The sequence below is a fragment of the Micromonospora sp. MA102 genome (genome assembly GCF_025460765.1).
Lineage (GTDB): Bacteria > Actinomycetota > Actinomycetes > Mycobacteriales > Micromonosporaceae > Micromonospora > Micromonospora halotolerans.
The window spans coordinates 63,486-88,121 of sequence record NZ_JAMWEG010000001.1 but is presented as its reverse complement, the minus strand read 5'-3'; the positions used below and the strand labels follow the sequence as shown (position 1 = coordinate 88,121).

Genomic DNA, 24,636 nt, shown 5'->3' with positions numbered 1-24,636 from the left:
CCGCGGGCGACGCGCCGGGCGGGGGCGGGTGGCGCGGCGGTGGCCGACGCGCGACATGATGTGTGCAGCGCCGAACCCGGGCGCAGGCCGCATCATGTAGGTCGGCCGACGAACGACAGGAGTGAGGTACCGGTGGACCCGCTCGATCGCATCGACGAACTGATCGCCATGGTGGAGCAGGCCCGCTCCGTGCCGATGTCGCGCAACAACTGCATGGTCGACCGGGGCGAGATGATCGCCGCCCTGGACGAGCTGCGCGTGGAGCTGCCCGCCGACCTCCGCCGGGCCGCCGCGCTGCTGGAGGAGCGGGACAAGATCATGGAGGCCGGCAAGCGCGAGGCCGACCGGATCATCAGCGAGGGTGAGGCGGAACACGCCCGCCTGGTCTCGGTGAACGAGATCACCGTCTCCGCCGAGCACGAGGGCGCCCGGATCATCGCCGAGGCCCGGGCCGAGGCGCAGCGCCTGCGCGACGAGGTCGACGACTACGTCGACACCGCGCTGGCCAACTTCGAGCAGTTCCTGACCCGGGCGCTCGCCTCGATAGAGCGCGGCCGGGACAAGATGCACGCGCTGCGGGAGATCGGCACCTTCGCTGGGGACGAGGCGGATCGCCCGCTACCCTTCTGAGCGGCACGCGGGCCGGCGGCCGACAGCCGGCAGCCGCGAGGGCCGGGCGGCGACGCCCCCGGTTAGGCGGTTCGCGGGTCGCCCAGGTAACCTTTTTTGTCGGCCTCTCACCGGCCGGAGTCTAACTATGCCCAAACACTCGCCAAGCCATCTCGACCCCAGGTCGCCGCTGGTCCTCGACACGAGGGAACTGCCGCGACGGCCTGGCGCGTTGCGTACGCATCGGCAAGTCGTGCCGGCACCGGCGGACCTCGGCGTGGAGTTGATCACCGTTCCGGAGGGCGCGGACCTCGACCTCGACCTGAGGTTGGAGTCGGTGTCCGAGGGCGTGCTCGTCTCCGGGACCGTCACCGGTCCCGTCAAGGGCGAGTGCGGGCGCTGCCTGCGCGAGATCGACGACACGGTGGCCGTGACGATCCAGGAGCTGTACGCGTACGAGAACAGCACCACGGACGACACGACCGACGAGGACGAGGTGGGCCGGATGCAGGGCGATCTGATCGACCTGGAGCCGGCGCTGCGGGATGCGGTGGTGCTCGCACTGCCGACCAACCCGCTCTGCCGGGAGGACTGCCCAGGGTTGTGCCCCGAGTGCGGGGTGCACTGGGACGAGCTGCCGGCCGACCACAGTCACCAGCAGGTCGACCCGCGTTGGGCGGGCCTGTCGCAACTGACCCGTACAGAGGAGTAAGAACCGTGGCCGTCCCCAAGCGCAAGATGTCGCGCAGCAACACCCGCGCCCGCCGGGCGAACTGGAAGGCCGCGGTTGTGGCGACCGTCGCCTGCCCGCAGTGCAAGTCGGCCAAGCTGCCGCACGCCGCCTGCTCCGTCTGCGGCACCTACAACGGCCGTCAGGTCCTCGAGGTCTGACCGCCGAGTGACGTCCCCGACCACCGGTCGGGTGACGCACGCACCAAGGCTCTCGCCCGGTGCCCCGGCTCCCGCCGCCGGCCGTTCCCCGGCCGGCGCGCCCGCGGAGCCGGGCACCGCGCGGATCGCCGTCGACCTCCTCGGCGGGGACGATGCTCCCGCCGTCGTGGTTGACGGCGCTCTGCGGGCCGTGCGTACGGACCCTGACCTGCACCTGCTGCTCGTCGGACCGACCGAGGTCGCCGACGGGCTGATCGGTGCGCTCGACTCGGAGCAGCGTGCCCGGGTCACCGTCCGCCCGGTGCGGACGGTCGTCGGCATGGCCGACCACCCCACCGCCGCGCGCGGGGAGAGCACCGTCCGCGCGGCCGTACACGCCGTCCGCGACGGGTTCGCCGACGCGCTCGTCTCCGCCGGTTCGACCGGCGCCACCGTCACCGCCGCCGCCCTCGGCCTCGGTCGCTGGACCGGCGTACGCCGGCCCGCCCTGGTGGCCACCCTGCCGGCCGTCGACGGACCGGTGGTGCTGCTCGACGTCGGCGGCACCCTGGAACCCGGACCCGCCACCCTGGCCCGGCACGCCGTGCTCGGCGCCGCCTACGCGGCCGTGGCGCACGGCGTCACCGCGCCCCGGGTCGGACTGCTCTCCGTCGGCACCGAGGCGGGCAAGGGCGACCGGCTCCGCCGCTCCGCCGCCCCCGCCCTCGCCGCCGTGCCGCTGCCCTGCGGCGCCCGCTACGTCGGCCTGGTCGAGGGCTACGACGTCTCCCTGGGCACCCGTGCCGACGTGGTGGTGACCGACGGTTTCACCGGCAACGTGCTGCTCAAGGCCATCGAGGGCGCGTACGCGATGGCCGGTGGGCCCCCGGCGAGCGGCGGCGCTCCCCGCGCGGCGGCCCTGCTCGGGGTGGCCGGCACCGTGGTGGTCTGCCACGGCGCGGCCCGGCCCGACGACGTCGCCTCCGGCATCGCCCTGGCCGCCCACCTGTGGCGCCGGGGCGCCACCCACACGGTCTCGACCCTGCTCGACGCTGTCCCGCACGATCCCGCACCTGACCGCAACGACACCGAGGTAGCACCATGACCAACGACAAGCGGCGGCGTGCTCCCGTCGGCCACCTGGAGGCGGCCTTCGGGGTGTCGCTCGACCCGGAACTGCTGGAGCGCGCGCTGACCCACCGCTCGTACGCGTACGAGAACGGTGGCCTGCCCACCAACGAGCGGCTGGAGTTCCTCGGCGACTCGGTCCTCGGCGTGGTGATCACCACGGCGCTCTTCCACAACCACCCCGACCTGCCCGAGGGGCAGCTCGCCAAGCTGCGGGCCAGCGTGGTCAACATGCGCGCCCTCGCCGACGTGGCGCGCGGCCTCGGCCCCGACGGGCTGGGCGCGTACCTGCTGCTCGGCAAGGGCGAGGAGGCCACCGGCGGCCGGGACAAGGCCAGCATCCTGGCCGACACCCTGGAGGCGCTGCTCGGCGCGATCTACCTCCAGTACGGCCTGGACACCGCGGCCCTCGTGATCCACCGCCTGTTCGACCCGCTGATGGCCGAGTCGGCCGGCCGGGGCGCGGCGCTGGACTGGAAGACCAGCCTCCAGGAGTTGACCGCCGCGCTGGGGCTGGGCGTTCCGGAGTACCGCATCGAGGGCACCGGCCCGGACCACCTCAAGACCTTCACGGCCTGGGTGGTGGTGGCCGGCAACCGCTACGGCGGCGCGGAGGGGCGCAGCAAGAAGGAGGCCGAGCAGCGGGCCGCCGAGTCGGCCTGGCGGATGCTGACCGAGCAGGCCGAGGCGGAGGCCGCCGCGAAGTCCGCCGCCGAGGCGGAGCTGGGCGACCCCGCCGAGTCGGGTGCCGGCCGTGCCTGAGCTGCCCGAGGTCGAGACCGTCCGGCAGGGGCTGGCCCAGTGGGTCGTCGGCCGGCGGATCAGCGCCGTCGAGGTGCGCCACCCCCGGGCGGTCCGCCGGCACGAGCCGGGTGGCGAGCACTTCGCCGATGTGCTGACCGGCCGGACGATCACCGACGTCCGGCGCCGGGGTAAGTACCTGTGGCTGCCGCTGGACAGCGGGGACGCCATCATCGGGCACCTCGGCATGTCCGGCCAGCTGCTGCTCCAGCCGGTCGGTGCGGCCGACGAGCTGCACCTGCGGGTCCGGTTCCGGTTCGCCGACGACGGCCCGGAGCTGCGCTTCGTCGACCAGCGCACGTTCGGCGGGCTGTCGGTCTCGGAGGGTGGGGCGGAGCTGCCGGCCGAGATCGCGCACATCGCCCGGGACCCGATGGACCCGGAGTTCTCCGACGCCGGCTTCGTGGCCGCGCTGCGGAAGCGGCGCACCGAGGTGAAGCGGGCGCTGCTCGACCAGACGCTGATCTCCGGTGTCGGCAACATCTACGCCGACGAGGCGCTCTGGCGGGCCAAGCTGCACGGCGTCCGGCCGACCGACGCCCTGACCGCCCCGGCGGCCACCCGGCTGCTCGGCCACGTCCGGGACGTGCTCGGCGAGGCGATCAAGCAGGGCGGGACCAGCTTCGACGAGCTGTACGTGAACGTCAACGGCGAGAGCGGCTACTTCGACCGGTCCCTGAACGCGTACGGCCGGGAGGGGGAGCCCTGCCCGCGGTGCGGGGCGCCGATCCGGCGCGAGGCGTTCATGAACCGCTCGTCCTACAGTTGCCCGCGTTGCCAGCCCCGCCCCCGGGGGACCCTCCGGGGATGACCCCGAGCCGGCTCGGGGTTGCGCCCGTGTGCCTCGCCGGCCACGGCCCGGCGGGTCCCGGGGTCGTACCCTGAAAAGTCCCTTCTGTCCGGTTGGCCGACCCGGTTCCGGCCGCCCGGCCGGAGCCTGCCGGATGGGGGACGAGCGGGGGCCGTTCCCCGATGTCCGTTCCCGCGCCGCTCCCTAGCGTCAGCAGGGGTCGGCACAGGGCCGACGTCTGGAGGGGGTCCCAGGTATGGGCAGGCGACCGGTGACCGTGCGGCTGGCACGGTGGAGTGCGGAGCACCCGTGGCGAGCCATCGCGCTCTGGGTGGTGTTCGTGGCGGTGTGCTTCGTCGGCGGCAACGCCGCCGGCCTGAACGAGGCAACCGACGACGACCAGGCGATCGGCGAGTTCGGGCGGGCCCAGCTGATCGTCGACAGTGGCGGCTTCCACGAGCCGGCCACCGAGAACGTGCTGATCACGCCCCGCTCGGGCACGCTCGACCAGGCCGCCGCGAAGGCCGCCGCCGACGACGCGGCGGCCCGGCTCCGGCAGGTCGACGGGGTGGCCTCGGTGGGCGCGCCCATGCCATCCCGGGACGGCAACGCCGTGCTGGTGCCGATCACCATGTCGGGTGACCCGGAAACCGCCTCCGACCGCGTGCAGCCGCTGCGCGACACCACCGCGAAGGTGCAGGAGTCGCACCCGGCGCTGCGGGTGGAGCAGGTCGGCGGCCCGTCGATCGGCCAGGCGCTCGACGACACCCTCGGCAAGGACTTCAAGCGCGCCGAGCTGCTCAGCCTGCCGGTCACCCTGGCCATCCTCATCATCGCGTTCGGCGCGCTCATCGCGGCCGGCGTGCCGGTGCTGCTCGCGCTCTCCTCGGTGGCCGCGGCCATGGGCCTCTCCACCCTCGCCTCGCACCTGGTGCCGGCCACCGACACCACGGCCAGCGTCATCCTGCTGATCGGCATGGCGGTCGGCGTGGACTACTCGCTGTTCTACGTCCGGCGGGAACGCGAGGAACGGGCCAAGGGGCGCTCCGGGCTCGACGCCGTGGAGATCGCGGCGGAGACCTCCGGGCACGCCGTGGTGGTCTCCGGCACCGCCGTGATCATCTCGATGGCCGGGCTGCTGCTCGCCCAGGACGCCATCTTCTCGTCGCTGGCCGTCGGCTCCATCCTGGTCGTCGCGGTCGCGGTGATCGGCTCGCTGACCGTGCTGCCAGCGCTCCTGGCCCGGCTGGGCCGCTGGGTCGACCGGCCCCGGGTGCCGCTGCTGTGGCGTCTCACCGCCCCGCGCGTCGGGCGGCACGGCCAACCCGCCCGGCCCCGGTTCTGGCCGGCCCTGCTCAAGCCGGCGCTCCGCGCGCCACTGGCCACCCTGGTGGTCTCGGTCGGGCTGCTGCTCGCGCTGGCCGCCCCGGCCCTCGGCATGAAGCTGAAGTTCCCCGGCATGGAGGACGTGCCCCGCACCACCGCGGCCATGCAGGCGTACGACCGGCTCACCGCGGCCTTCCCGAGCAACGGCACCAGCCACACCGTGGCGGTGAAAGCCCCCGCCGAGCAGGCCGACCGGGTGAAGGCCGCGCTGACCGGGCTGGCCGACCGGGCCGGCGCCGACCCGCTCTTCGCGCCGGCCGAGGGGGACGGCCCGAAGATCAAGGTGTCGGCCGACCGGCGGGTGTCGGTCCTGGAGGTCGCCACGCCGTACGCCAGCCGCACCGACGAGGCGTCCCGGTCCCTGCACGAGCTGCGCCAGGACCTCGTCCCGGCCGCCCTCGGCGGGATCCCCGGCGTCGAGTACGCGGTCGGCGGCGGCGTGGCGGCCAGCGAGGACTACGCGGACCACATCTGGGCGAAGCTGCCCCTGGTGGCGGCGTTCGTGCTGGCGCTGACCTTCCTCGTGATGGCGTGGACGTTCCGCTCGGTGGTGGTGGCGCTCACGTCGATCCTGCTGAACCTGCTCTCCGCCGGGGCCGCGTACGGCCTGCTCGTGCTGGTCTTCCAAGGCGACTGGGCGGAGGGGCTGCTCGGCTTCACCTCGATGGACGCGATCGTCACCTGGCTGCCGATGTTCCTGTTCGTGGTGCTGTTCGGGCTCTCCATGGACTACCACGTCTTCGTGGTCAGCCGGATCCGGGAGGGCATCCGCCAGGGGATGTCGAACAAGGACGCGGTGGCGTACGGGATCACCTCGTCGGCGGGGGTGGTGACCAGCGCGGCGATCGTCATGGTCGGGGTGTTCTCGATCTTCGCGACGCTGAGCACCATCGACTTCAAGCAGCTCGGCATCGGGCTGGCCGCGGCGATCCTGCTGGACGCCACGATCATCCGGGCGGTGGTGCTGCCCTCGCTGATGACCCTGCTGGGCGATGCGAACTGGTGGGCGCCGCGGTTCCTGCGCGGCCGGGCGGCGACCCCGCCGGCCGAGCCGCCCGCGCCCGCACCGGAGCTGGTCGGCGCGCGCTGAGTTCGGGGGGACGGGGGAGGGCGGGCCGCTCGGGTCCGCCCTTCGCCCTGTGCCGCAGGTGTCCCGGCAGGATTAACGGCCGCGGCGGCGGGGCATCTGGGCCGCCATGGACGAACAGCTCACGCCGGCGGTCCGTCATCGCGCCCCGGCCACCGCAGCCCCCGGGAGCGCGTCATGAGCACCGACGTGCGGACCGGCACCGTACGGACCAACGTCCCGGCCCGCCTGGACCGGCTGCCGTGGTCCCGCTGGCACTGGATGATCGTGATCGGCCTCGGCACGGTGTGGATCCTCGACGGCCTCGAGGTGACCATCGTCGGCAACCTGTCCGGCAAGCTGGCCGAGCCGGGCAGTGGCCTGAGCATCACCCAGAGCCAGGTCACCGGCCTGGCCGCCGCGCTCTACGTGGCGGGCGCCTGCACCGGCGCGCTCTTCTTCGGCTGGCTCACCGACCGCTTCGGACGCAAGAAGCTGTTCCTGCTGACCCTCGGGCTCTACCTGGTCGCCACCGCGATGACCGCGCTGTCCTTCGACACCTGGTGGTTCTTCCTGTTCCGGTTCCTCACCGGCATGGGCATCGGCGGCGAGTACGCGGCCATCAACTCGGCGATCGACGAGCTGATCCCGGCGCGCCACCGCGGCCGGATCGACATCATCATCAACGGCACCTTCTGGCTGGGCGCGGCGCTCGGCGCGCTGCTGACCGTGCCGCTGCTCAACGGCCTGCCCACCAACCTCGGCTGGCGGGTGGCGTTCGGGCTGGGCGCCGTGCTGGGCGTGGTGATCCTGCTGGTCCGCCGGCACGTCCCGGAGAGCCCACGGTGGTTGTTCATCCACGGCCGGGCCGACGAGGCGAACCATCTCGTCGACTCGGTCGAGGCGGAGGTGAAGCGGGAGACCGGCAGGGACCTCACCGAGGCGGACAACTGGATCGAGATCAAGCAGCGGAAGAGCACCAACTTCCTGGAGATCGCCAGGACCCTGTTCGCCCGTTACCCGAAGCGCGCCACGCTGGGCTTCGCGCTCTTCATCGGGCAGGCGTTCCTCTACAACGCGATCACCTTCGGCTTCGCGCAGATCCTGCAGACGTTCTTCGACGTCCCACCGGGCAACAGCGGCTACTACTTCGCGGTGATCGCGGTCGGGAACCTGCTCGGCCCGCTGCTGCTGGGCAGGCTGTTCGACACCGTCGGCCGGGTGCCGATGATCGCCGGCTCGTACATCGGCTCGGGCGTGCTGCTGCTGGGTACCGCCTGGCTGTTCCACTCGGGCGTGCTCACCGCGGTCACCATGACCGCCTGCTGGTGCGTGGTGCTGTTCTTCGCCTCGGCGGGCGCCAGCGCCGCGTACCTGACGGTCAGCGAGATCTTCCCCATGGAGACCCGGGCCATGGCCATCGCGTTCTTCTACGCGATCGGCACCGCCGCCGGCGGCATCACCGGCCCGCTGCTCTTCGCCAAGCTGGTCGGCACCGGCAAGGTCGGCGACACGGTGGTCGCCTTCGTGGTCGGCGCCGCCGTCATGATCATCGGTGGCCTCGTGGAGCTGACCCTCGGCGTCAAGGCCGAGGGGAAGTCCCTGGAGGAACTGGCCACCCCGCTCAGCGCCGAGCACGCCGGCGTCCCGGCGCAGCGCGGCGCCGGCGCTCCCGCCCCGGTCACCGGCGGCGCCCCCGGCTGACGACCGCCGCTCCCCCCGGCACCGCCCCCGCCCGTCCAGGCCGGGGGCGGTGCCGCTATTCCAGGGGTACGCGGCGCTCGGCGCTGCACGTCCGCCGGGATCCGCAGAGGGGGCGGAAAACCCCCGGGCGGAGGCGGGTGGTTGCCGGCTTCCGACCGCCCACCGGGTTGCCTAGCGTCGATCCTGTGATCGAACTACGTGAACTGACCAAACGCTATGGCGACCGGGTCGCCGTCGACGGGCTGAGCGTCCGGGTCCAGCCGGGGGTGGTGACCGGGTTCCTCGGCCCGAACGGATCCGGCAAGTCGACGACCATGCGGATGATCCTCGGCCTGGACGCCCCGGACCGTGGCGAGGCACTGATCGGTGGCGTCCGGTACCGGGACCTGAGCTGGCCGTTGAGGACGGTCGGCGCGCTCCTCGACGCCGGGGCGTTCCATCCCGGCCGCAGCGCCCGTGCCCACCTGACCGCCCTGGCCGCGAGCAACGACATCCCCGGTTCCCGGGTGGAGCAGGTGCTGCGCGTCGTCGGTCTCTCCGACGCGGCGACGCGGCGCGCCGGCACGTACTCGCTCGGCATGCGCCAGCGGCTGGGCGTCGCGGTGGCGCTGCTCGGCGACCCGGGCGTCCTCCTGCTCGACGAGCCGGTCAACGGACTGGATCCGGAGGGCATCCGGTGGATCCGGGACCTGCTGCGCGGGCTCGCCGCCGAGGGCCGGACCGTGTTCGTGTCCAGCCACCTGATCGCCGAGATGGCGCTGACCGCGGACCGGCTGGTGGTCATCGGCCGCGGCCGGCTGCTGGTCGAGACGACCGTCGCCGAACTCGCCGCCGGCGACGACAGCCTGGAGGACGCGTTCTTCCGGCTCACCTCGCAGGCCACCGACTATCGCGGAGTGGGAGCGTCATGAAGGGTTACGGATTCCGGCACGCGGCCCGGATGGAACGGATCAAGCTGCGGAGCGTCCGGTCGACGTGGTGGCTGGCGATCGCGTCGGTGGTCGCGATGGCCGCGGCCGGCGTCGGGGTGGGGCTCGGGTACCGGTCGCACACCCCGGTCGCCACGGCCGCCCAGATCCTGAACAACAGCCTCGGCGGCGCCATTCTGGCCCAGTTGCTCCTCGGCGCGCTCGGCGTCCTGATGGTGACCGGCGAATACGGCACCGGGATGATCCGCTCGACGTTCGCCGCCGTCCCGCGGCGTCGGACCGTCCTGGCCGCGAAGGTCGCCGTGTGCGGTGGCGCGGCCCTCACCGTCGGCCTGGTCGCGAGCTTCGCCGGCTATCTGGGCGGGCAGCTCGCGATCCGCGGCACCGCCATCCCGGCCGCCTCCCTCGGCGACCCGGCGATCCTCCGCGCGGTCGTGCTGACCGGGGTGTACCTGGGCGCCACCGCGCTGATCGGGGTCGGCATCGGGGCGATCGTGCGGCACTCGGGCGCCGCGATCGGCACGCTGTTCGGTCTGATGTTCGTCCCGATGATCGTGGCCGGCCTGTTCGGCGAGAGCGGAATCGCGGTCGGCCGCTTCGTCCCGCTGCTGATGCTGCTCAACTCGATCGCGGTGACCTCGCCCATACCCGGGCTGTTCGCCGGCTGGATCAGCGTGCTGCTGATGTGCGGGTACGCGGCGGTGGCGGTCCTGTGCGGCGGCGTGCTGCTCCGCTGGCGGGACGCGTGACCGGTGACAATGGGCCGATGACCGCCCTGCGCGACCCGTTCACCACGCTGGCCCTGCGCCGGGCGGTGTTCTGCGTCGCCGGCCTGGTCAGCGCGGCCGCGATCCTGACCGTACCGGCGATCCTGCCGGCCCTGGCCGTCCTCGTCCTCTGGGCGACCGGCGCCCTGTCCGACCGGCCCGCACCGGCCGTCGCACCGGTGTTCCTGGTCCTGTTCCCGCTCACCATCGCGCTCCTGGTCGTGCTGGCCACCCCGATCGGGCGCGCCATGGGAGCCGTGCACCGGTCACTCGCGGACCGGCTGCTCGACGTGCGCGTGGACGCCCCGCCGGCCCGCGTCTCGAAGCGGATCGGCGCCGTGCTCTCCGACGGGCCGGGCTGGCGCGCCGTCGGGTACGGCCTGCTCAAGGTGCCACTGGCCATCCCCGAGGGCTACGGCGCGTTCTGCTACGTGTTCGGCCTGGTCAACCTCAGCTACCCGGTGTGGTGGCCGCTGTTCCGCAACCACCCGGACGGAACGCGCCTCGGACCGGTGTGGGCGCTGACGCCGTTCGGCACCATCGGCGCGCGGACGTTCGCCGGGACGTTCCTCATCGCCGCGGCCGGCCTCGCCATGCTGCTGGTCGCACCGTGGTTGATGCGGGCCGGCACGACGGCGGACCTCGCGGCGCTGCGCCGGCTGCTCGGTCCGCGCCGGCTCGCCGAGCGGGTACGCGAACTGCAGGTCACCCGGGCCCGCGCGATCGACGACGCGGCCACGATGATGCGCAGGCTGGAACGGGACCTGCACGACGGCGCGCAGATCCGGCTGGCCACGCTGGCGATGAACCTCGGCATGGCGACCGAGAAGCTCGGTGTCGACGGCCCGCCGCCCGACCTCGCCCAGGCCCGCGAACTGGTCGCGCTCGCCCACCGGGGCGCGAAGGAAGCCCTCGCCGACCTGCGCGACCTGGTGCGCGGGATCCACCCGCCGGTCCTCGACAACGGTCTCGGCGACGCGCTGGCGACGCTGGCGACGAGCAGCGCCATCCCGGTCGAGGTGAAGGTCGACCTGCCCGACCGCCCGGCTCCCGCCATCGAGACCATCGCCTACTTCTGCGCCGCCGAGCTGCTCGCGAACGCGGCCAAACACAGCCGGGCGACCCGCGTCGGGCTCGGCGTCGCCCGATCCGGCGAGCGTCTGACACTGACCGTCGAGGACGACGGCGTCGGCGGGGCGAACCCGGGCGGCCGGGGCCTGTCCGGCCTGGCCCGCCGCATCGCCGTCGTGGACGGCCGGATGCGCGTGCACAGTCCGCCCGGCGGTCCGACCCGGGTCGCGATCGAGCTGCCCACACACGCGTGAACGGAGGCGACGACATGCGGGTGGTGATCGCGGAGGATGCCGCGATGATGCGCGAAGGCTTGGTCCGGCTGCTCACCGACCGCGGTTTCGAGGTGTGCGCGGCGGTGGCCGACGCGGAGGAGTTGCGGTCCGCGGTCGCCGCCGCCGTACCGGACGTGGCCATCGTCGACATCCGGATGCCACCGACGCACACCGACGAGGGACTGCGCGCCGCGATCGACATCCGGCGCGACCATCCCGGCGTCGGTGTGCTGGTGTTCTCGCAGTACGTGGAGACCCGCTACGCGACCCGCCTGCTCGCCGATCGGCCGAGCGGCGTCGGCTACCTGCTCAAGGACCGCGTCGCCGACGTCGCCGATTTCGTGGACGCGTTGACCCGGGTGGCATCCGGCGGCACCGCGCTCGATCCGGAGGTGGTCGGTCACCTCATGCGGGCCGGGCAGGACACGGCCGGGGTCGCGTCGCTGACCCCGCGGGAGCGCGAGGTGCTCGCGCTGATGGCCGAGGGACGATCCAACGCCGGGATCGCGGCGGCCCTCGTCATCACGTCCGGGGTCGTGGAGAAGCACGTGGCGAACATCTTCGCGAAACTCGGCCTGCCGGCCTCGGACACCGACAATCGCCGGGTCCTGGCCGTCCTCCGCCACGTCAGCGGCTGAGCGGCCACACCGTCGTCCCCGCCCGCCGGTCCGATCGGGCTGGCGCGATCGCGCGACGGCACCTCAGGGCAGCGCGCAGGGTTCGCGCCACGCGTCGAGGGTGCGGTCCTTGAGGATCGAGGCGAAGCCGTAGCCGACCGTGGTGACGCAGAACTCGGCCGGGTCGCCCGTGTACTCCACGTGGAACACCGGCTTGTCCGCGTCGACGAACGGCAGCAGCTTGTCGCACCCGCCCCGGCGGACGCACTCCTGGTTGACCGCGAAGTCGAAGTCGGGGGCGAGCGCCGCCACCTGCGGCAGGTCGTCGACCAGCCCGGGGGAGAGGTCCAGCCGCCGGGCCAGTGCGGCGACACGGCGGTTGAACACCAGCTGGTCGTCGAAGGTGAGCGGGAAGCCGGGGCGGTGCAGGTAGCCGTCGGCGTCGTCGAGCGCCACGGCGCCGAAGCCCTTGCCCCGGCAGAGCCGGAACCGGTCGGCCAGCACCGGTTCCAGCGAGTCCCACCGGCGGACGTCCAGCCACCGGCTGCCCGGCCGGCCCGCGACGGCCGCCCCGCGTACCGCCGCCGGGAAGCGGCTGGCGTCCGGAGCGCCGGTCGCGTACGTACCGACCCCGACCTGGCACACCAGGCGGCGGTGGCGGGCGCGCAGCGCGCCGGTCTCGGCGGCGGTGGTCCGCACGGGGTCGAGCAGGAAGACGTCGGCCTCGACGGTGACGTCCACCGGGCCGGTGAGCTGCCACTGCCACTGCCACTGCCGGGCCTGCGCGGACGGCCACGGGGTGGGCGCGCCGGGCGGGACGAGCGGCTCCCGGCAGGCCGCCGCCGGGGCGAGCAGCAGCACCGTCAGCACCACCGCGAAGCCCCGGCGCGGCCCGCGTCGGCGGACGCGGACCGGCCGGGGCGACACGGCCCACGCCGGCCGGATCCGCATCGACAGCTCCCGGGTCGCGGGCGGCACCCCGCCCCCTGCCGGTACGTCTCCGGCGGCCCCGCTGCGCCGGCCGCGGGGCCGGCACGGCTCAGGCGTCCCCGGCGTACCTCACCCGGTCAACGAGCGCGGGCCCGGTCACGACGCGCCGGTCAGCGCGGGGTGCCGAAGTCCTGCGTCCAGTACGGCCCGTTGCTCCGCGCCACGCCCACGCCGATCTCGGTGAACGAGCAGTTCAGGATGTTGGCCCGGTGCCCCGGGGAGTTCATCCAGGCGTCCATCACGGCGGCCGGGCTCTGCTGGTTCCAGGCGACGTTCTCGCCGTACGACCGCCAGGCGTAGCCGACCCGGTCGAGCCGGTCACCCACGTCGCTGCCGTCGCTGCCGTCGTGCGACATGGTCTTGTGGTCGGCCTGGTCCTGGCTGTGCCGCTGGGCGGCGAGCGTCAGCTTGTCGTCGACGGTCAGCGCCTTGCAGCCGGCCTTGGCCCGCTCCTGGTTGACCAGGTCGACGACCTCCCGCAGCTCGGCGCTGAGCCCCTTGGCCGAGGCCGTGGTGGCGCCCGTGGTGCGCGGTGCGGCGCTGCGCGGCAGCTGCCGGGACGGGGCGGTGGTCCGGCTCGGCTTCGGGGTCGGCTTCTTCGTCGGACTCGGCTTGGCGCTGGTCGGTGCGGCGCTCGGGCTGGCCGACTCCGGCGCGAGCGCGTCGCCCGCGTCCGCCTCGGCGCCGTCGGACGCGAGCGGAGCGGCGGCCACCGGGGCGTCGGCGGCGGTCCGCTCGGTCGGCTGGTCGTCGCCGGTCAGCACCAGGGCGCCCACGCCGAGGCTCACCACGAGGGTCGCCGCGGCGGCCGCGCCACCGATGAGGAGCGGACGCGGCAGGCGGCGCCGCTGCCGGTGCCGGCCGGTGTCCTCGGCCGCGGCGTCGGTGGCCGGCTGCCAGGCGGCGGCGGGCTGCCACGCGGTGGTGGGCTGCTCGTCCGCGGCCGGCTGCCAGGCGGCGGGCTGCTGCTCCGGGTGCCAGTCGGGGGCCGGCTCGTAGGGGGACATCGGGGCGCCCGGGTGGGCCGCCGGGCGGTACGCCGGCGGCTCACCGGCCGGGGCGTACCCGGTCGGGTCGGCGTCGGCGTACCGCCCGGCGTCGGCCCACCCGTGCGGGGCGGCACCGGCGGCGGGGAGGTGGCCGGTGCGCTCCGCGGTGTGGTCGTCCCGCCACGGCGTGGCCGGGGTGTCGGCCGGCCAGGCGCCGGTCGGCGTCTCGGACCGGGCCGGGCCGGGCTGCCCCGGCTCGTCCCCGAAGAGGTAGGACGACCGCGGCTCGGGCCGGTCGGTGAGCCAGGCCGGCCCGTCGTCGGTCGGTGGCTCGGGGCGTCGGGAGACGCCGTCCGGGTCGATCGGGTCGGTCCAGCGGTACACGCCTGTCCCCTCCACGGGTCGGTTGCGGGCCGCAGTGACGCTACGGGCGCGGCGCGAGCTGCGGCAACGTGGCTAAGAAAGAGTTAAGGGGAACCGGACGGCAAGGGTGAGGCGTTCACACATTCCCGGGCGTACAGTAAAGGCGTCCGGACAGAGCGTGTCCGCGCCTTGTGGCAACCCCCCGACAAGTGGACCGGTGGACGTGGAGATGATCTACGGCCTGCGGGAACTTGACGAAGGAGGGGGGTTCGGCTCAATATATAGGTGTCGCCAGTCGCGCCCAGCCATGCCCGGATTTCGCGGGGATGGCAGCCGCGAACATCATGGGCGCGCGTTGGCCGGCCTTTCCGGCAGCGCATATCAAGGAGTCAGCATGGCGAAGGCCCTCTACGGCCACGTAGGTGCAGCGCCCGACCGGCGTCTGCTCGACGAGGTCACCCGACTGCGTGCCAGGGTTCAGGCACTGGAGTTCGAGATCACGCGTCTGCGCGCCGACAACGATCGGCTTGCGGCGGCTGCGGCGGAGGCAGACGACCTCCTCCGACTGGCCGAGCCCGCGCTGACCTGATCTCCGGTCGTCGGAAAACTGAATCGCACCACACAGAAAACGCGCGCCGACACCCCAGTGCCGGCGCGCAGCTTTTTGTTTCCGGGGACCCCATTCCGCGATCTTGCCGGCCGTCACCGGAATTGCGCCCCGCAATTCTGATCTTGCACTTTTCCGTGGCGTACGCCACACCGCCGGAAAGCGGACACCTCCGGCACCGGGTGGGTCGCGTACCAGCCTCCCCCCGCCCGCGGGTTAGTCTGCGGGTTCGCCAGGTCCGCGCAGCCGGCGACGGTACGGCGGCCACCGGACGAGGATCGAGAAGGTGCATCTCAAGAGCCTGACGGTGAAGGGCTTCAAGTCCTTCGCCTCCGCGACGACGCTGAAGCTGGAGCCCGGGATCACCTGCGTGGTCGGCCCGAACGGCTCCGGCAAGTCCAACGTCGTCGACGCCATCGCCTGGGTCCTCGGCGAGCAGGGCGCCAAGGCGCTGCGCGGCGGCAAGATGGAGGACGTCATCTTCGCCGGCACGGCCGGGCGGGCGCCGCTGGGCCGGGCCGAGGTCACCCTCACCATCGACAACACCGACGGCGCGCTGCCGATCGAGTACACCGAGGTCTCCATCACCCGCCGGATGTTCCGCTCCGGCGAGAGCGAATACGAGATCAACGGCGACTCCTGCCGGTTGCTGGACATCCAGGAGCTGCTCTCGGACTCCGGCATCGGCCGGGAGATGCACATCATCGTCGGGCAGGGCCGGCTCGACGGCATGCTGCACGCCAAGCCGGAGGACCGGCGGGCGTTCATCGAGGAGGCGGCCGGCGTCCTCAAGCACCGCAAGCGCAAGGAAAAGGCGCTGCGGAAGCTCGACGCGATGCAGACCAACCTCAACCGGCTCACCGACCTCACCGCCGAGCTGCGCCGCCAGCTCAAGCCGCTGGGCCGGCAGGCGGAGGTGGCCCGCCGGGCCGCCGCCATCCAGGCCAACCTGCGCGACGCCCGGTTGCGGCTGCTCGCCGACGACCTGCACACCCTGCGCACCACACTGGACCGGGAGATCGCCGACGAGACCGCGCTGCGCGAGCGGCGCGAGCAGATCGAGGCCGAGCACGGTGAGGTGCAGGGCCGCCTCGGCGAGCTGGAGGCGGCGCTGGCCGAGGACGCCCCGCTGCTCGCCGCGGCCCAGGACACCTGGTACAAGCTCTCCGCGCTCCAGGAGCGGTTCCGCTCGATCGAGCAGCTCGCCCGGGAACGGCTGCGGCACCTGAGCGCCACCGGGGACGACGAGCGCCCCGGCCGCGACCCGGACCAGCTGGAGGCCGAGTCCCGGCGGGTCCGCGAGCAGGAGGAGGAGCTGCGGGCGGCGCTCACCGACGACCAGATCCGGCTCGCCGAGGCGGTCGAGCACCGGCAGGAGCTGGAGCGGCAGCTCGCCGCCGCCGAGCGGGAACTGGTGGCCGCCGCCAAGGCCATCGCCGACCGGCGCGAGGGGCTGGCCCGGCTCACCGGCCAGGTCAACTCCGCCCGGGCCCGGACCACCAGCGCCGGCGAGGAGATCGAACGGCTCGCCGCCGCGCACACCGACGCCCTGACCCGCGCCGAGAAGGCCCAGGGCGAGCTCGACGCGGTCGCCGAACAGTCCACCGAGGCCGACCGGGACAACGCCGACCTGGACGCCCGGCACGCCGAGGCGGTCGCCGTGCACGAGCAGGCCCAGGCCGCCGTGCGCAGCCTCGCCGACGCCGAGCGGGCCGCCGAGAAGGACGCGGCGACCTGGAAGGCCCGCGAGGAAGCGCTCGCCCTCGGCCTGCGCCGCAAGGACGGCGCCGGCGCCCTGCTGGCCCGCGCCGACCAGGTGCCCGGCCTGCTCGGCAGTCTCGCCGGGCTGCTCACCGTGGCCCCGGGCAACGAGGCGGCGCTGGCCGCCGCGCTCGGCGGGCTCGCCGACGCGGTCGCGGTCAGCGGTGTGGACGAGGCCGTCGAGGCGATGCGGCTGCTCAAGATCTCTGACGCCGGCCGGGCCGGCCTGCTGGTCGGCAGCCCCGCCGGCCCCGGCATGGCGGGCTCCGCCGACGCGCTGCGCCCGAAGCTGCCCGACGGCGCCCGCTGGGCCCCCGACCTGGTGGAGTGCTCCGCCGAGATCCGCCCGGCGGTGCACCGGGCGCTGCGCGACGTGGTGCTGGTCGACGACCTGGCCGCCGCCGCCGAGCTGGTCGCCGGCAACCCGGAGCTGCGCGCGGTCACCCCCGACGGCGACGTGGTCGGGGCGTACGCGGCGGCCGGCGGGTCGGCCAAGGCACCCAGCTACATCGAGGTGCAGGCGGCCGTCGAGGAGGCCCGGGCCAACCGGGCCACCGCCGAGCGGACCAGCGCCGAGCTGCGCGACCAGCTGGTCGAGGCGCGCGCCGAGGTGGCCGCCGCCAAGGAGGCCGTGCAGCACGCGGCCGCCGCCAAGCGGGAGGCGGAGAGCCACCGCAACGCCGCCGCCCGCCGCCTCGCCGAGCTGGGCGCCGCCGCCCGGTCCGCCAAGGCGGAGACCGACCGGCTCGGCGAGTCCCGGGCCCGCGCCGAGGCCGCCCGGGAGCGCGATCTGCAGGCCCTCGCCGAGCTGGAGGAACGGCTCCGGCTGGCCGAGGCCACCCCGCTCGACGCCGAACCGTCCACCGAGGAACGCGACCAGCTCGCCGCCATGGTGCCGCAGGCCCGGCAGAACGAGATGGAGGTCCGGCTCGCCGTGCGTACCGCCGAGGAGCGGGTCTCCTCGATCGCCGGCCGGGCCGACTCGCTGGCCCGGCAGGCGACCGCCGAGCGGGCCGCGCGGGAGCGCGCGGCCGCCCGGCGCGCGGCCCGCACCCGCGGCGCGGAGATCGCCCGGGCCGTGGTCGGCGGCGCCCGCGAGGCGCTCACCCGGCTCACCGTCTCGATCGCCCGCGCCGAGGAGCACCGCGACGAGGTGGCCCGCGAGCGCGCCGCCCGCGAGGCCGAGCTGTCCGAGGTACGCGGCGCGGCCAAGCGGCTCGGCGCCGAGCTGGAGCGGCTGACCAGCCAGGTGCACCGGGACGAGGTGGCCCGCGCCGAGCAGCGGCTGCGCATCGAGCAGTTGGAGGCGAAGGCGGCCGAGGACTTCGGCCTCGACGTGGCCACCCTGGTCGCCGAGTACGGCCCCGACGAGCTCGTCCCGCCCACCGACGCGGACGTCGCGGCGGCGGAGAAGGACGGCACGCCGGTGCCCGAGCCGGTGCGCTACGAGCGGCCGGTGCAGGAGAAGCGTGCCGCGAAGGCGGAGCGGGAGCTGGCCCTGCTCGGCAAGGTCAACCCGCTGGCGCTGGAGGAGTTCGCCGCGCTGGAGGAGCGCTTCAAGTTCCTCTCCGAGCAGCTGGAGGACCTCAAGGCCACCCGCCGGGACCTGCTCACCGTGGTCAAGGACGTCGACGACCGGATCCTGGAGGTCTTCGCCAGCGCGTTCGAGGACACCGCGCGGGAGTTCGAGCAGGTGTTCACCGTGCTCTTCCCGGGCGGCGAGGGGCGGCTGGTGCTCACCGACCCGGAGGACCTGCTCACCACGGGCGTCGAGGTCGAGGCCCGGCCGCCCGGCAAGAAGATCAAGCGACTCTCGCTGCTGTCCGGCGGCGAGCGCTCGCTGACCGCGGTCGCCATGCTTGTGGCGATCTTCCGCGCGCGGCCCAGCCCGTTCTACATCATGGACGAGGTGGAGGCGGCCCTCGACGACGTCAACCTGGGCCGCCTGATCACGCTGCTGGCCCAGCTCCGCGAGAAGAGCCAGCTCATCGTGATCACCCACCAGAAGCGCACCATGGAGATCGCCGACGCGCTCTACGGCGTGACCATGCGCAGCGGCGTCACCCAGGTGATCAGCCAGCGGCTCAACCGGGCCGACGACGAGGGGCAGGGGAACAGCGAGTGAGTCGGGAACGCGCCACGGCGCTCCTGGTGGATTTCGACGGCGTGCTGCGCCGCTGGGACCCGGCGGTCGCCGCCCGGGTCGAGCGGGAGTACGGGCTGACCGAGGGCGTCCTCGGCGAGATCGCCATGTCCTGGGGGCTGCTCCGGCCGGTGCTCACCGGCAAGGTCAGCCACGCCGAGTGGATGAGCAGCGTGGCCGACGCCCTCACCCCCTCGGTCGGCGACCCGGGGCGGGCCCGGGCCGCCGTGGACGCGTGGCAGAGCTACCGGGGCGAGGTCGACCCCGAGGTGCTCGCGTTCATCCGGGAGATCCGGGCGGCCGGCGTGCGGGTCGGGCTGGGCACCAACGCCACCGACGTGCTCGACGCCGACCTGGCCGCGCTGGACCTCACCGACGAGCTGGACGTCGTGGTCAACTCCTCGGTGCTCGGGGTGCACAAGCCGGCGAAGGAATACTTCCAGGCGGCCTGCCAGGCGCTGGCGACGCCGCCGGCCCGGGTGCTGTTCGTCGACGACGAGGACCGGGCGGTGGCCGGCGCCCGGGTGGCCGGGCTCTCCGCGCACCGCTGGAGCGGCCCGGCCGACCTGCGCTACATCCGGGCGGCGCTGGCGTTCTGAGCCGGGGCGGCGGGTTCCGGTCGGCCGGGACACCGCCGCCGCACCGGTGGGACGGTCAGTCGCCGGTGACGCCGTCGATGCGCTCGCGGATCAGGTCGGCGTGGCCGTTGTGCCGGGCGTACTCCTCGATCATGTGCACGTAGACCCAGCGGAGGTTCATCTCGTCCCCCCGGCCGTCGCGGCGGGTGCGCGCGAAGGTGTGGTCCAGCGGCAGGTCGGCGACGGCTCCCCGGGCCGCCTCGACCTCGGCGCGGAAGGTGGCGAAGGCCGCCTCCGGGTCGGCGTCGGCGACGGCGTTCAAATCCGCGTCCGGGTCCTCGTCGCCGGCGTAGAGGCCGGGCAGGTCCTGGCCGGCGGCGCGGATCCGGAACCACCAGCGCTCCACGTCGGCGAGGTGCCGGACCAGCCCCAGCAGGGTCAGGGTCGACGGCTCGACGCTCGCCGTCCGCAACTGCTCGGCGGTCAGGCCGGCACACTTGTGCAGCAGGGTGTCGCGGTGGTAGTCGAGCCAGCCTTCCAGCATGGTCCGCTCGTCACCGACGTAGGGCTCGTGGCTGCGGTCGATCTCGGGTGCTCTCCAGGTCATGCGGGGATGGTAGGGGGGACCCCGGTGCCACGCGAGGCGTTAAGCGGGGCCCCTCCTCGCACTCAGGGCACCACGACGACCGGCCAGCGGCCGGTGCGGACCAGGCGGGTGGCCACCGAGCCGACCAGCTTGTGGCCGGCCTGCTCGGACGACCCGACGACCACCAGGTCGGCGCGGTGCTCGTCGGCGGCCTTGGCCAGCTCGGCGTACGCGTCGCCGCGCCGGCACAGGAAGGTCACCGGCAGGCCCAGCTCCTCGGCGCCGCGCCGGCACTCCTCGCGCAGCTCGGCGGCCAGCTCGTCCTGGGTCTGCTGGACGGCACCGGCCACCACGCCGGACATGATCGCGGTGTAGGGCGACGGCGAGCTGACGAAGACCACCACGAGCCCGGCGCCCTGCCGGCGGGCCAGCCCGGCCGCGTACGAGGCGGCGCGCAGCGAGGTGCGGGTGCCGTCGACGCCGACCAGCACCACCCGGGGCCCGTCCGTGCCGCGTTCGAACGGCAGCGGCCGGGCCTCCGGGCCGTACTTCTCACGCTCGGGGGCGTCCATCGGGTCAGTCCCGTCCGCCCGTGCGCACCACCGCGGCGCCGGCGCCGGCCGCCACGGTCGACTCCCGCTCGACCTCGGTGGAGATCGCGTCGCTGTTGGTGCGGCGCAGCGGCACCTCCTTGATGAACACCACCGCGATCAGGGCGATCAGCCCGAACGGGGCGGCGGCCAGGAAGATGTCCCCGGCGCCGTGCCCGTACGCGGCCTCGACGACCGCGCGGATCGGGGCGGGCAGGGTGTGCACATTCGGCAGGGTACCGCCGCTCCCGGAGCTGGACGCCGGGATGCCGAGTCCGGCGAGCCCGTCGGCGAGGTAGTCCTTGACCTTGTGGCCGAGGATCGCGCCGAGCGCGCTCACCCCGATGGCGCCGCCGAGGCTGCGGAAGAAGGCGACCACGGAGCTGGCCGCGCCGAGCTCGTGCGGGCCGACGGTGTTCTGCACGGCGAGGACCAGGTTCTGCATGGTCATGCCCAGGCCGAGGCCGATCAGCGCCATGAAGACGGCGAGCCGCCAGTACGGTGTGTCCGCCCGCATGGTGCCCATCAACGCGAAGCCGGCGGTGAGCAGCGTCGAGCCGAAGACCAGGTAGCGCTTCCAGCGGCCGGTGTTGGTGATGATGCGGCCGACCACGGTGGAGGCGATCAGCAGGCCGAGGATCATCGGCAGCGTCATGAGGCCGGACATGGTCGGGCTCTCGCCGCGGCTGATCTGGAAGTACTGGCCGAGGAAGACGGAGGCGCCGAACATGCCCACGCCGACCGCGATGCTGGCGATCACCGCGAGGGTGATGGTGCGGTTGCGGAACAGGCGCGGCGGGATCATCGGCTCGGCGGCCCGGTTCTCCACCCGGAGGGCGAGCGCGCCGAGGAGCACGGCGCCGACCACCATGACGGCGCTCTGCCAGGACAGCCAGTCGTACTTGTCGCCGGCCAGGGTGACCCAGATCAGCAGCAGCGACACGGCCGCGGTGATCAGGGTGGCGCCCCACCAGTCGATCTTCACCTCGCGCTTGACCACCGGCAGGTGCAGGGTCTTCTGGAGCACGATCAGGGCGAGGACGGCGAACGGCACGCCCACGTAGAAGCACCAGCGCCAGCCCAGCCAGTCGGTGTCGACGATGACGCCGCCGACCAGCGGGCCGCCGATGGTGCCCACGGCCATCACGGCGCCGAGGTAGCCGCTGTACCGGCCGCGCTCGCGCGGGGCGATCATCGTCGCCATGATCACCTGGGCCAGGGCGGTGAGACCGCCCGCGCCGACGCCCTGGAGCACCCGGCAGGCGATGAGCTGGCCGGTGGACTGGGAGAGGCCGGCCAGCACCGAGCCCAGCACGAAGGTCGTGAGGGCGAGCTGGACCAGGAGCTTCTTGCTGGCCAGGTCAGAGAGCTTGCCCCAGATCGGGGTGGTCGCCGTGGTCGCCAGCAGCGTCGAGGTCACCACCCAGGTGTACGCGGACTGGCCGCCGTGCAGCTCGGTGATGATCCGCGGCAGCGCGTTCGAGACGACCGTGGAGGAGAGGATCGCGACGAACATGCCCAGCAGCAGGCCGGAGAGAGCCTCCAGGATCTGCCGGTGGGACATGTCGACGGCGGTCGCCCGGGTGGGCGCTGTCGCCTGCGTCATCGTGGAATGCCTCCGGGAAAGACGGGGGAAAGAGTTGCTTCGGGCAACCGTATGGCTTGGTTGCCTCAAGCAACAACCGCACGTGGCGTACGTCTTATTCCAGGGCGGATCCGGTCAGAAGGTCTCGTTGAACCGGTGCATGAGCCGGGCGAAGTCCTCGACGTCCTGAATCGGCCAGGATTCGAGCGAACGCCGGATCTGTCCGAGTCGCGCCGCCCGCGCCGCGTCGAACCGGCGGGTGCCCTCCTCGGTGAGGCTGAGCTGGGCGGCCCGCCGGTCGGTCGGGTCCGGGTCGCGGCGGACCAGCCCCAGCGCCTCCAGGCCGCCGATCTGCCGGCTCAGCGTGCCCTTGCCGATGCCCAGCTTGACGGCCAGGTCGGTGAGCCGGATCGAGCCGGACCGGCGCAGCCAGAGCAGCAGCCCGTAGGCGTTCGGCTCCAGGTTGGGATGGACCTCGCGGGCGATCTCCCAGGACAGCGCGCGCCCACGCCGCAGCAGTGCGGTCAGTTCGTGCTCCACGGCGCGCAGGCTCTCGTCCACGCTGAGAGGGTACTCACACCTCGTCGCTGAGCCGCTGCCGTGCCACCGTGCGCAGGTGCCCGTCGCTCGTGGTGCCCTCGATCACGACCTCGGCCGCCCGGCCCCGGTGGGTGAGCGTCGCCACCGCGTTGCCGAAGTAGGGCCCGGCCAGCTTCCTCCAGCGCACCGGCGGGCGGCGCACCCCGGCCGAGCGGGCCAGCGCGCGGGCCGCGCCGGCCGGACCCGGGTTCCAGCCGAGGCGCATGAGCGGGCGCATCCCCGCCGGCACCTGGTTGTGGATCGGCGAGCAGGTGAGCTGGTGCACCGGGGTGCGCACGCTCCGGTCGGCGAATCGGGCCCGGGCCACGTACGAGTGGTGCACGTCCCCGGAGAGCACGCTGATCGAGGCCGGCCGCGAGTACGCCGGACCGGCGCCGACCCGGGCACCCTCGTCGGGGGCCGTGCCGCTGCCCAGCCGGACGAACAGCTCACCGAGCGAATCGAACGAGCGCCGGAACGAGGCCCAGTGCTCCAGGTCCCAGGCCCGGCGCATCCGCTCGGCCAGCTTCGCGACCCAGGGCCGGCGGGAGTCGGCGAGCTTCTCGTTCCACGACTCGACGTGGTGGATGCCCGGCGGGAGCAGCCAGGGCAGCGAGGCGCCGACCACCAGGTGGTCGTAGACGCCGTGCGCCCGGTCCAGGAACCAGGACCACTCACCCGGCGGCAGCATGGCCCGGTTGCCGGAGTCGAGCACCCGGCTGGAGCGGTTGTCCAGCATGACCAGGCGGGTCCGCCCCAGGTCCAGCGCGTAGCTCCACTGGTACTGCACGGCCCGCCAGCGCTCGGTGTCGTGCGCCACGTCGGCCTCCTGGTCGACCCGCTCGCCGAACTCGTGCAGCACGCTCGTGGCGTCCTCGGCGGCGGCCACCTTGGCGAAGACCGGGTCGGCGGCGATCTCGTCCGGCGACAGGTTGCCCAGGTGCTGGTAGACCCAGTAGGAGGCCAGGCCGCTGCGGATGCGCTCCGGCCACCAGGGCTGGGCGCGCATGTCCGCCCGCCAGGACGCCGAGGTGTTCCAGTCGTCGATGACCTCGTGGTCGTCGAAGATCATCACGCTCGGCACGGTCGAGAGCAGCCAGCGGATCTCCGGGTCGCGCCAGGACTCCAGGTAGAGCTTGGTGTACTCGTCGAAGCTCACCACCTGGGTGGCCGGGGCGCCCTTCGGCCGGCGCCGCCGCCGCTTCAGCAGCCGGCGCACGGTCGGCGAGGTGACGTCGGCGTAGACCTGGTCGCCGAGGAGCACCAGCAGGTCGGGCAGGGCGTCCGGGTCGGGAGCGGCGATGAGCCGCCGGGCGTACGCGTCCAGCGCGTCCGGGGGCAGCCGGCGGGCGGTGGCGTGCTGGGTGGTCTCCCGGCAGGAGCCGAAGATCAGGTTCACCGGCTGGTCCCGGTCGTCCTCCGCGCGGGTCCGGATCACGCTGGCCGGGAAGCCGCTGTCCGGCACCGGCCAGGCCACCTCGTCGTCGATCAGCACCTCGTAGGTGGTGCTGCTGTCCGCCGTCAGCCCCGAGACCACCACGATCGCGTAGTGGTGGTCGTACGCCGAGAAGGTGGGCGCGCTGCCGGTGGCGCCGTCGGCCGTGCGAACGGTGACCACGGCGGGGCCACTGGTCTCCACCCAGACGGTGGCCCGGGTGCCGACGACCCGGCGCAGCAGCGGGCCGATGAGCAGACGGGAACCGGTCACGGCGCACCTCCGAGGAAGATCATCATTCCTTTCCTACCCGGCCGGCGGTTGCGGCACGCCTTCCAGCCGCGAGCGTACCCGCAGCTCGTTCACGTGCCGAGGCGGTGAGTGGGACGCCGTCGCCGCCATCTGACAGGATTTCGG

General features: G+C 73.7%; 22 protein-coding genes. 15 read left to right on the top strand and 7 right to left on the bottom strand.

Going from position 1 to position 24,636, the window contains the following annotated elements; translation table 11 throughout:
- The first annotated feature begins 132 nt into the window (after positions 1 to 132).
- From NFX44_RS00415 to NFX44_RS00360, 12 genes are all read left to right on the top strand, one after another.
- A complete protein-coding gene (locus NFX44_RS00415) occupies positions 133 to 630 on the top strand; it encodes a hypothetical protein (protein WP_091269033.1) in 498 nt (165 codons plus the stop codon).
- A gap of 127 nt (positions 631 to 757) precedes the next feature.
- Positions 758 to 1,321: a DUF177 domain-containing protein gene (locus tag NFX44_RS00410; RefSeq protein ID WP_262281445.1), complete on the top strand. Its 564-nt coding sequence runs from the start codon at positions 758 to 760 to the stop codon at positions 1,319 to 1,321.
- Positions 1,322 to 1,326: 5 nt separating this feature from the next.
- Complete coding sequence (gene rpmF, locus NFX44_RS00405) at positions 1,327 to 1,500, top strand: 50S ribosomal protein L32 (protein ID WP_091096818.1); 174 nt, start codon at positions 1,327 to 1,329, stop codon at positions 1,498 to 1,500.
- A gap of 124 nt (positions 1,501 to 1,624) precedes the next feature.
- On the top strand, positions 1,625 to 2,584 hold the full coding sequence (locus NFX44_RS00400) for a phosphate acyltransferase PlsX (RefSeq protein ID WP_262281981.1): 960 nt from the start codon (positions 1,625 to 1,627) through the stop codon (positions 2,582 to 2,584).
- Positions 2,581 to 3,369, top strand: a complete 789-nt coding sequence (rnc, locus tag NFX44_RS00395; RefSeq protein ID WP_262281444.1) for a ribonuclease III — start codon at positions 2,581 to 2,583, stop codon at positions 3,367 to 3,369. Before NFX44_RS00400 ends, rnc begins: the two co-directional genes overlap by 4 nt.
- Entirely contained in the window at positions 3,362 to 4,219 is an 858-nt protein-coding gene (gene mutM / locus NFX44_RS00390; RefSeq protein WP_262281443.1) for a bifunctional DNA-formamidopyrimidine glycosylase/DNA-(apurinic or apyrimidinic site) lyase, read from the top strand. Before rnc ends, mutM begins: the two co-directional genes overlap by 8 nt.
- Positions 4,220 to 4,454: 235 nt before the next feature.
- Positions 4,455 to 6,674, top strand: coding sequence for an MMPL family transporter (locus tag NFX44_RS00385; protein WP_262281442.1), 2,220 nt, complete (start codon positions 4,455 to 4,457; stop codon positions 6,672 to 6,674).
- A gap of 174 nt (positions 6,675 to 6,848) precedes the next feature.
- Entirely contained in the window at positions 6,849 to 8,354 is a 1,506-nt protein-coding gene (locus NFX44_RS00380; RefSeq protein WP_262281441.1) for an MFS transporter, read from the top strand.
- A gap of 185 nt (positions 8,355 to 8,539) precedes the next feature.
- On the top strand, positions 8,540 to 9,265 hold the full coding sequence (locus tag NFX44_RS00375; protein ID WP_262281440.1) for an ABC transporter ATP-binding protein: 726 nt from the start codon (positions 8,540 to 8,542) through the stop codon (positions 9,263 to 9,265).
- Complete coding sequence (locus NFX44_RS00370) at positions 9,262 to 10,032, top strand: ABC transporter permease (protein ID WP_262281439.1); 771 nt, start codon at positions 9,262 to 9,264, stop codon at positions 10,030 to 10,032. The genes NFX44_RS00375 and NFX44_RS00370 overlap by 4 nt, the downstream gene beginning before the upstream one ends.
- A 17-nt stretch (positions 10,033 to 10,049) precedes the next feature.
- A complete protein-coding gene (locus NFX44_RS00365) occupies positions 10,050 to 11,375 on the top strand; it encodes a sensor domain-containing protein (RefSeq protein ID WP_262281438.1) in 1,326 nt (441 codons plus the stop codon).
- Positions 11,376 to 11,389: 14 nt separating this feature from the next.
- On the top strand, positions 11,390 to 12,034 hold the full coding sequence (locus tag NFX44_RS00360; protein WP_262281437.1) for a response regulator transcription factor: 645 nt from the start codon (positions 11,390 to 11,392) through the stop codon (positions 12,032 to 12,034).
- Between the two features lie 63 nt (positions 12,035 to 12,097).
- Here the strand turns inward: NFX44_RS00360 and NFX44_RS00355 are convergent, their stop codons facing one another.
- Together NFX44_RS00355 and NFX44_RS00350 are read right to left on the bottom strand one after the other, a co-directional pair.
- Positions 12,098 to 12,991: an endo alpha-1,4 polygalactosaminidase gene (locus tag NFX44_RS00355; protein WP_262281436.1), complete on the bottom strand. Its 894-nt coding sequence runs from the start codon at positions 12,989 to 12,991 to the stop codon at positions 12,098 to 12,100.
- A 122-nt stretch (positions 12,992 to 13,113) separates the two neighbouring features.
- Positions 13,114 to 14,376 (bottom strand): CAP domain-containing protein, encoded by a 1,263-nt coding sequence (locus NFX44_RS00350; RefSeq protein WP_262281435.1) that lies wholly within the window; start codon positions 14,374 to 14,376, stop codon positions 13,114 to 13,116.
- A gap of 373 nt (positions 14,377 to 14,749) precedes the next feature.
- On the opposite strand from NFX44_RS00350, the gene NFX44_RS00345 reads away from it, so the two are divergent.
- From NFX44_RS00345 to NFX44_RS00335, 3 genes are all read left to right on the top strand, one after another.
- Complete coding sequence (locus NFX44_RS00345) at positions 14,750 to 14,944, top strand: hypothetical protein (protein ID WP_007456482.1); 195 nt, start codon at positions 14,750 to 14,752, stop codon at positions 14,942 to 14,944.
- Between the two features lie 304 nt (positions 14,945 to 15,248).
- Positions 15,249 to 18,848, top strand: a complete 3,600-nt coding sequence (smc, locus tag NFX44_RS00340) for a chromosome segregation protein SMC (protein WP_262281434.1) — start codon at positions 15,249 to 15,251, stop codon at positions 18,846 to 18,848.
- Positions 18,845 to 19,465, top strand: coding sequence for an HAD-IA family hydrolase (locus tag NFX44_RS00335; protein ID WP_262281433.1), 621 nt, complete (start codon positions 18,845 to 18,847; stop codon positions 19,463 to 19,465). The genes smc and NFX44_RS00335 overlap by 4 nt, the downstream gene beginning before the upstream one ends.
- Positions 19,466 to 19,520: 55 nt before the next feature.
- Here NFX44_RS00335 and NFX44_RS00330 read toward each other — a convergent pair whose 3' ends face one another.
- The 5 genes from NFX44_RS00330 to NFX44_RS00310 form a co-directional block, all read right to left on the bottom strand.
- Positions 19,521 to 20,051: a DinB family protein gene (locus NFX44_RS00330; protein ID WP_262281432.1), complete on the bottom strand. Its 531-nt coding sequence runs from the start codon at positions 20,049 to 20,051 to the stop codon at positions 19,521 to 19,523.
- 62 nt (positions 20,052 to 20,113) lie between these two features.
- Positions 20,114 to 20,602: a universal stress protein gene (locus NFX44_RS00325; RefSeq protein WP_262281431.1), complete on the bottom strand. Its 489-nt coding sequence runs from the start codon at positions 20,600 to 20,602 to the stop codon at positions 20,114 to 20,116.
- Between the two features lie 4 nt (positions 20,603 to 20,606).
- Complete coding sequence (locus tag NFX44_RS00320; protein WP_262281430.1) at positions 20,607 to 22,226, bottom strand: MDR family MFS transporter; 1,620 nt, start codon at positions 22,224 to 22,226, stop codon at positions 20,607 to 20,609.
- 114 nt (positions 22,227 to 22,340) lie between these two features.
- Positions 22,341 to 22,766, bottom strand: a complete 426-nt coding sequence (locus NFX44_RS00315) for a MarR family winged helix-turn-helix transcriptional regulator (protein WP_262281429.1) — start codon at positions 22,764 to 22,766, stop codon at positions 22,341 to 22,343.
- Between the two features lie 13 nt (positions 22,767 to 22,779).
- Positions 22,780 to 24,492 carry an alkaline phosphatase D family protein gene (locus NFX44_RS00310; RefSeq protein WP_262281428.1) on the bottom strand — a complete coding sequence of 571 codons (1,713 nt, stop codon included), beginning with the start codon at positions 24,490 to 24,492 and terminating at the stop codon, positions 22,780 to 22,782.
- Between the last annotated feature and the right edge of the window lie 144 nt (positions 24,493 to 24,636).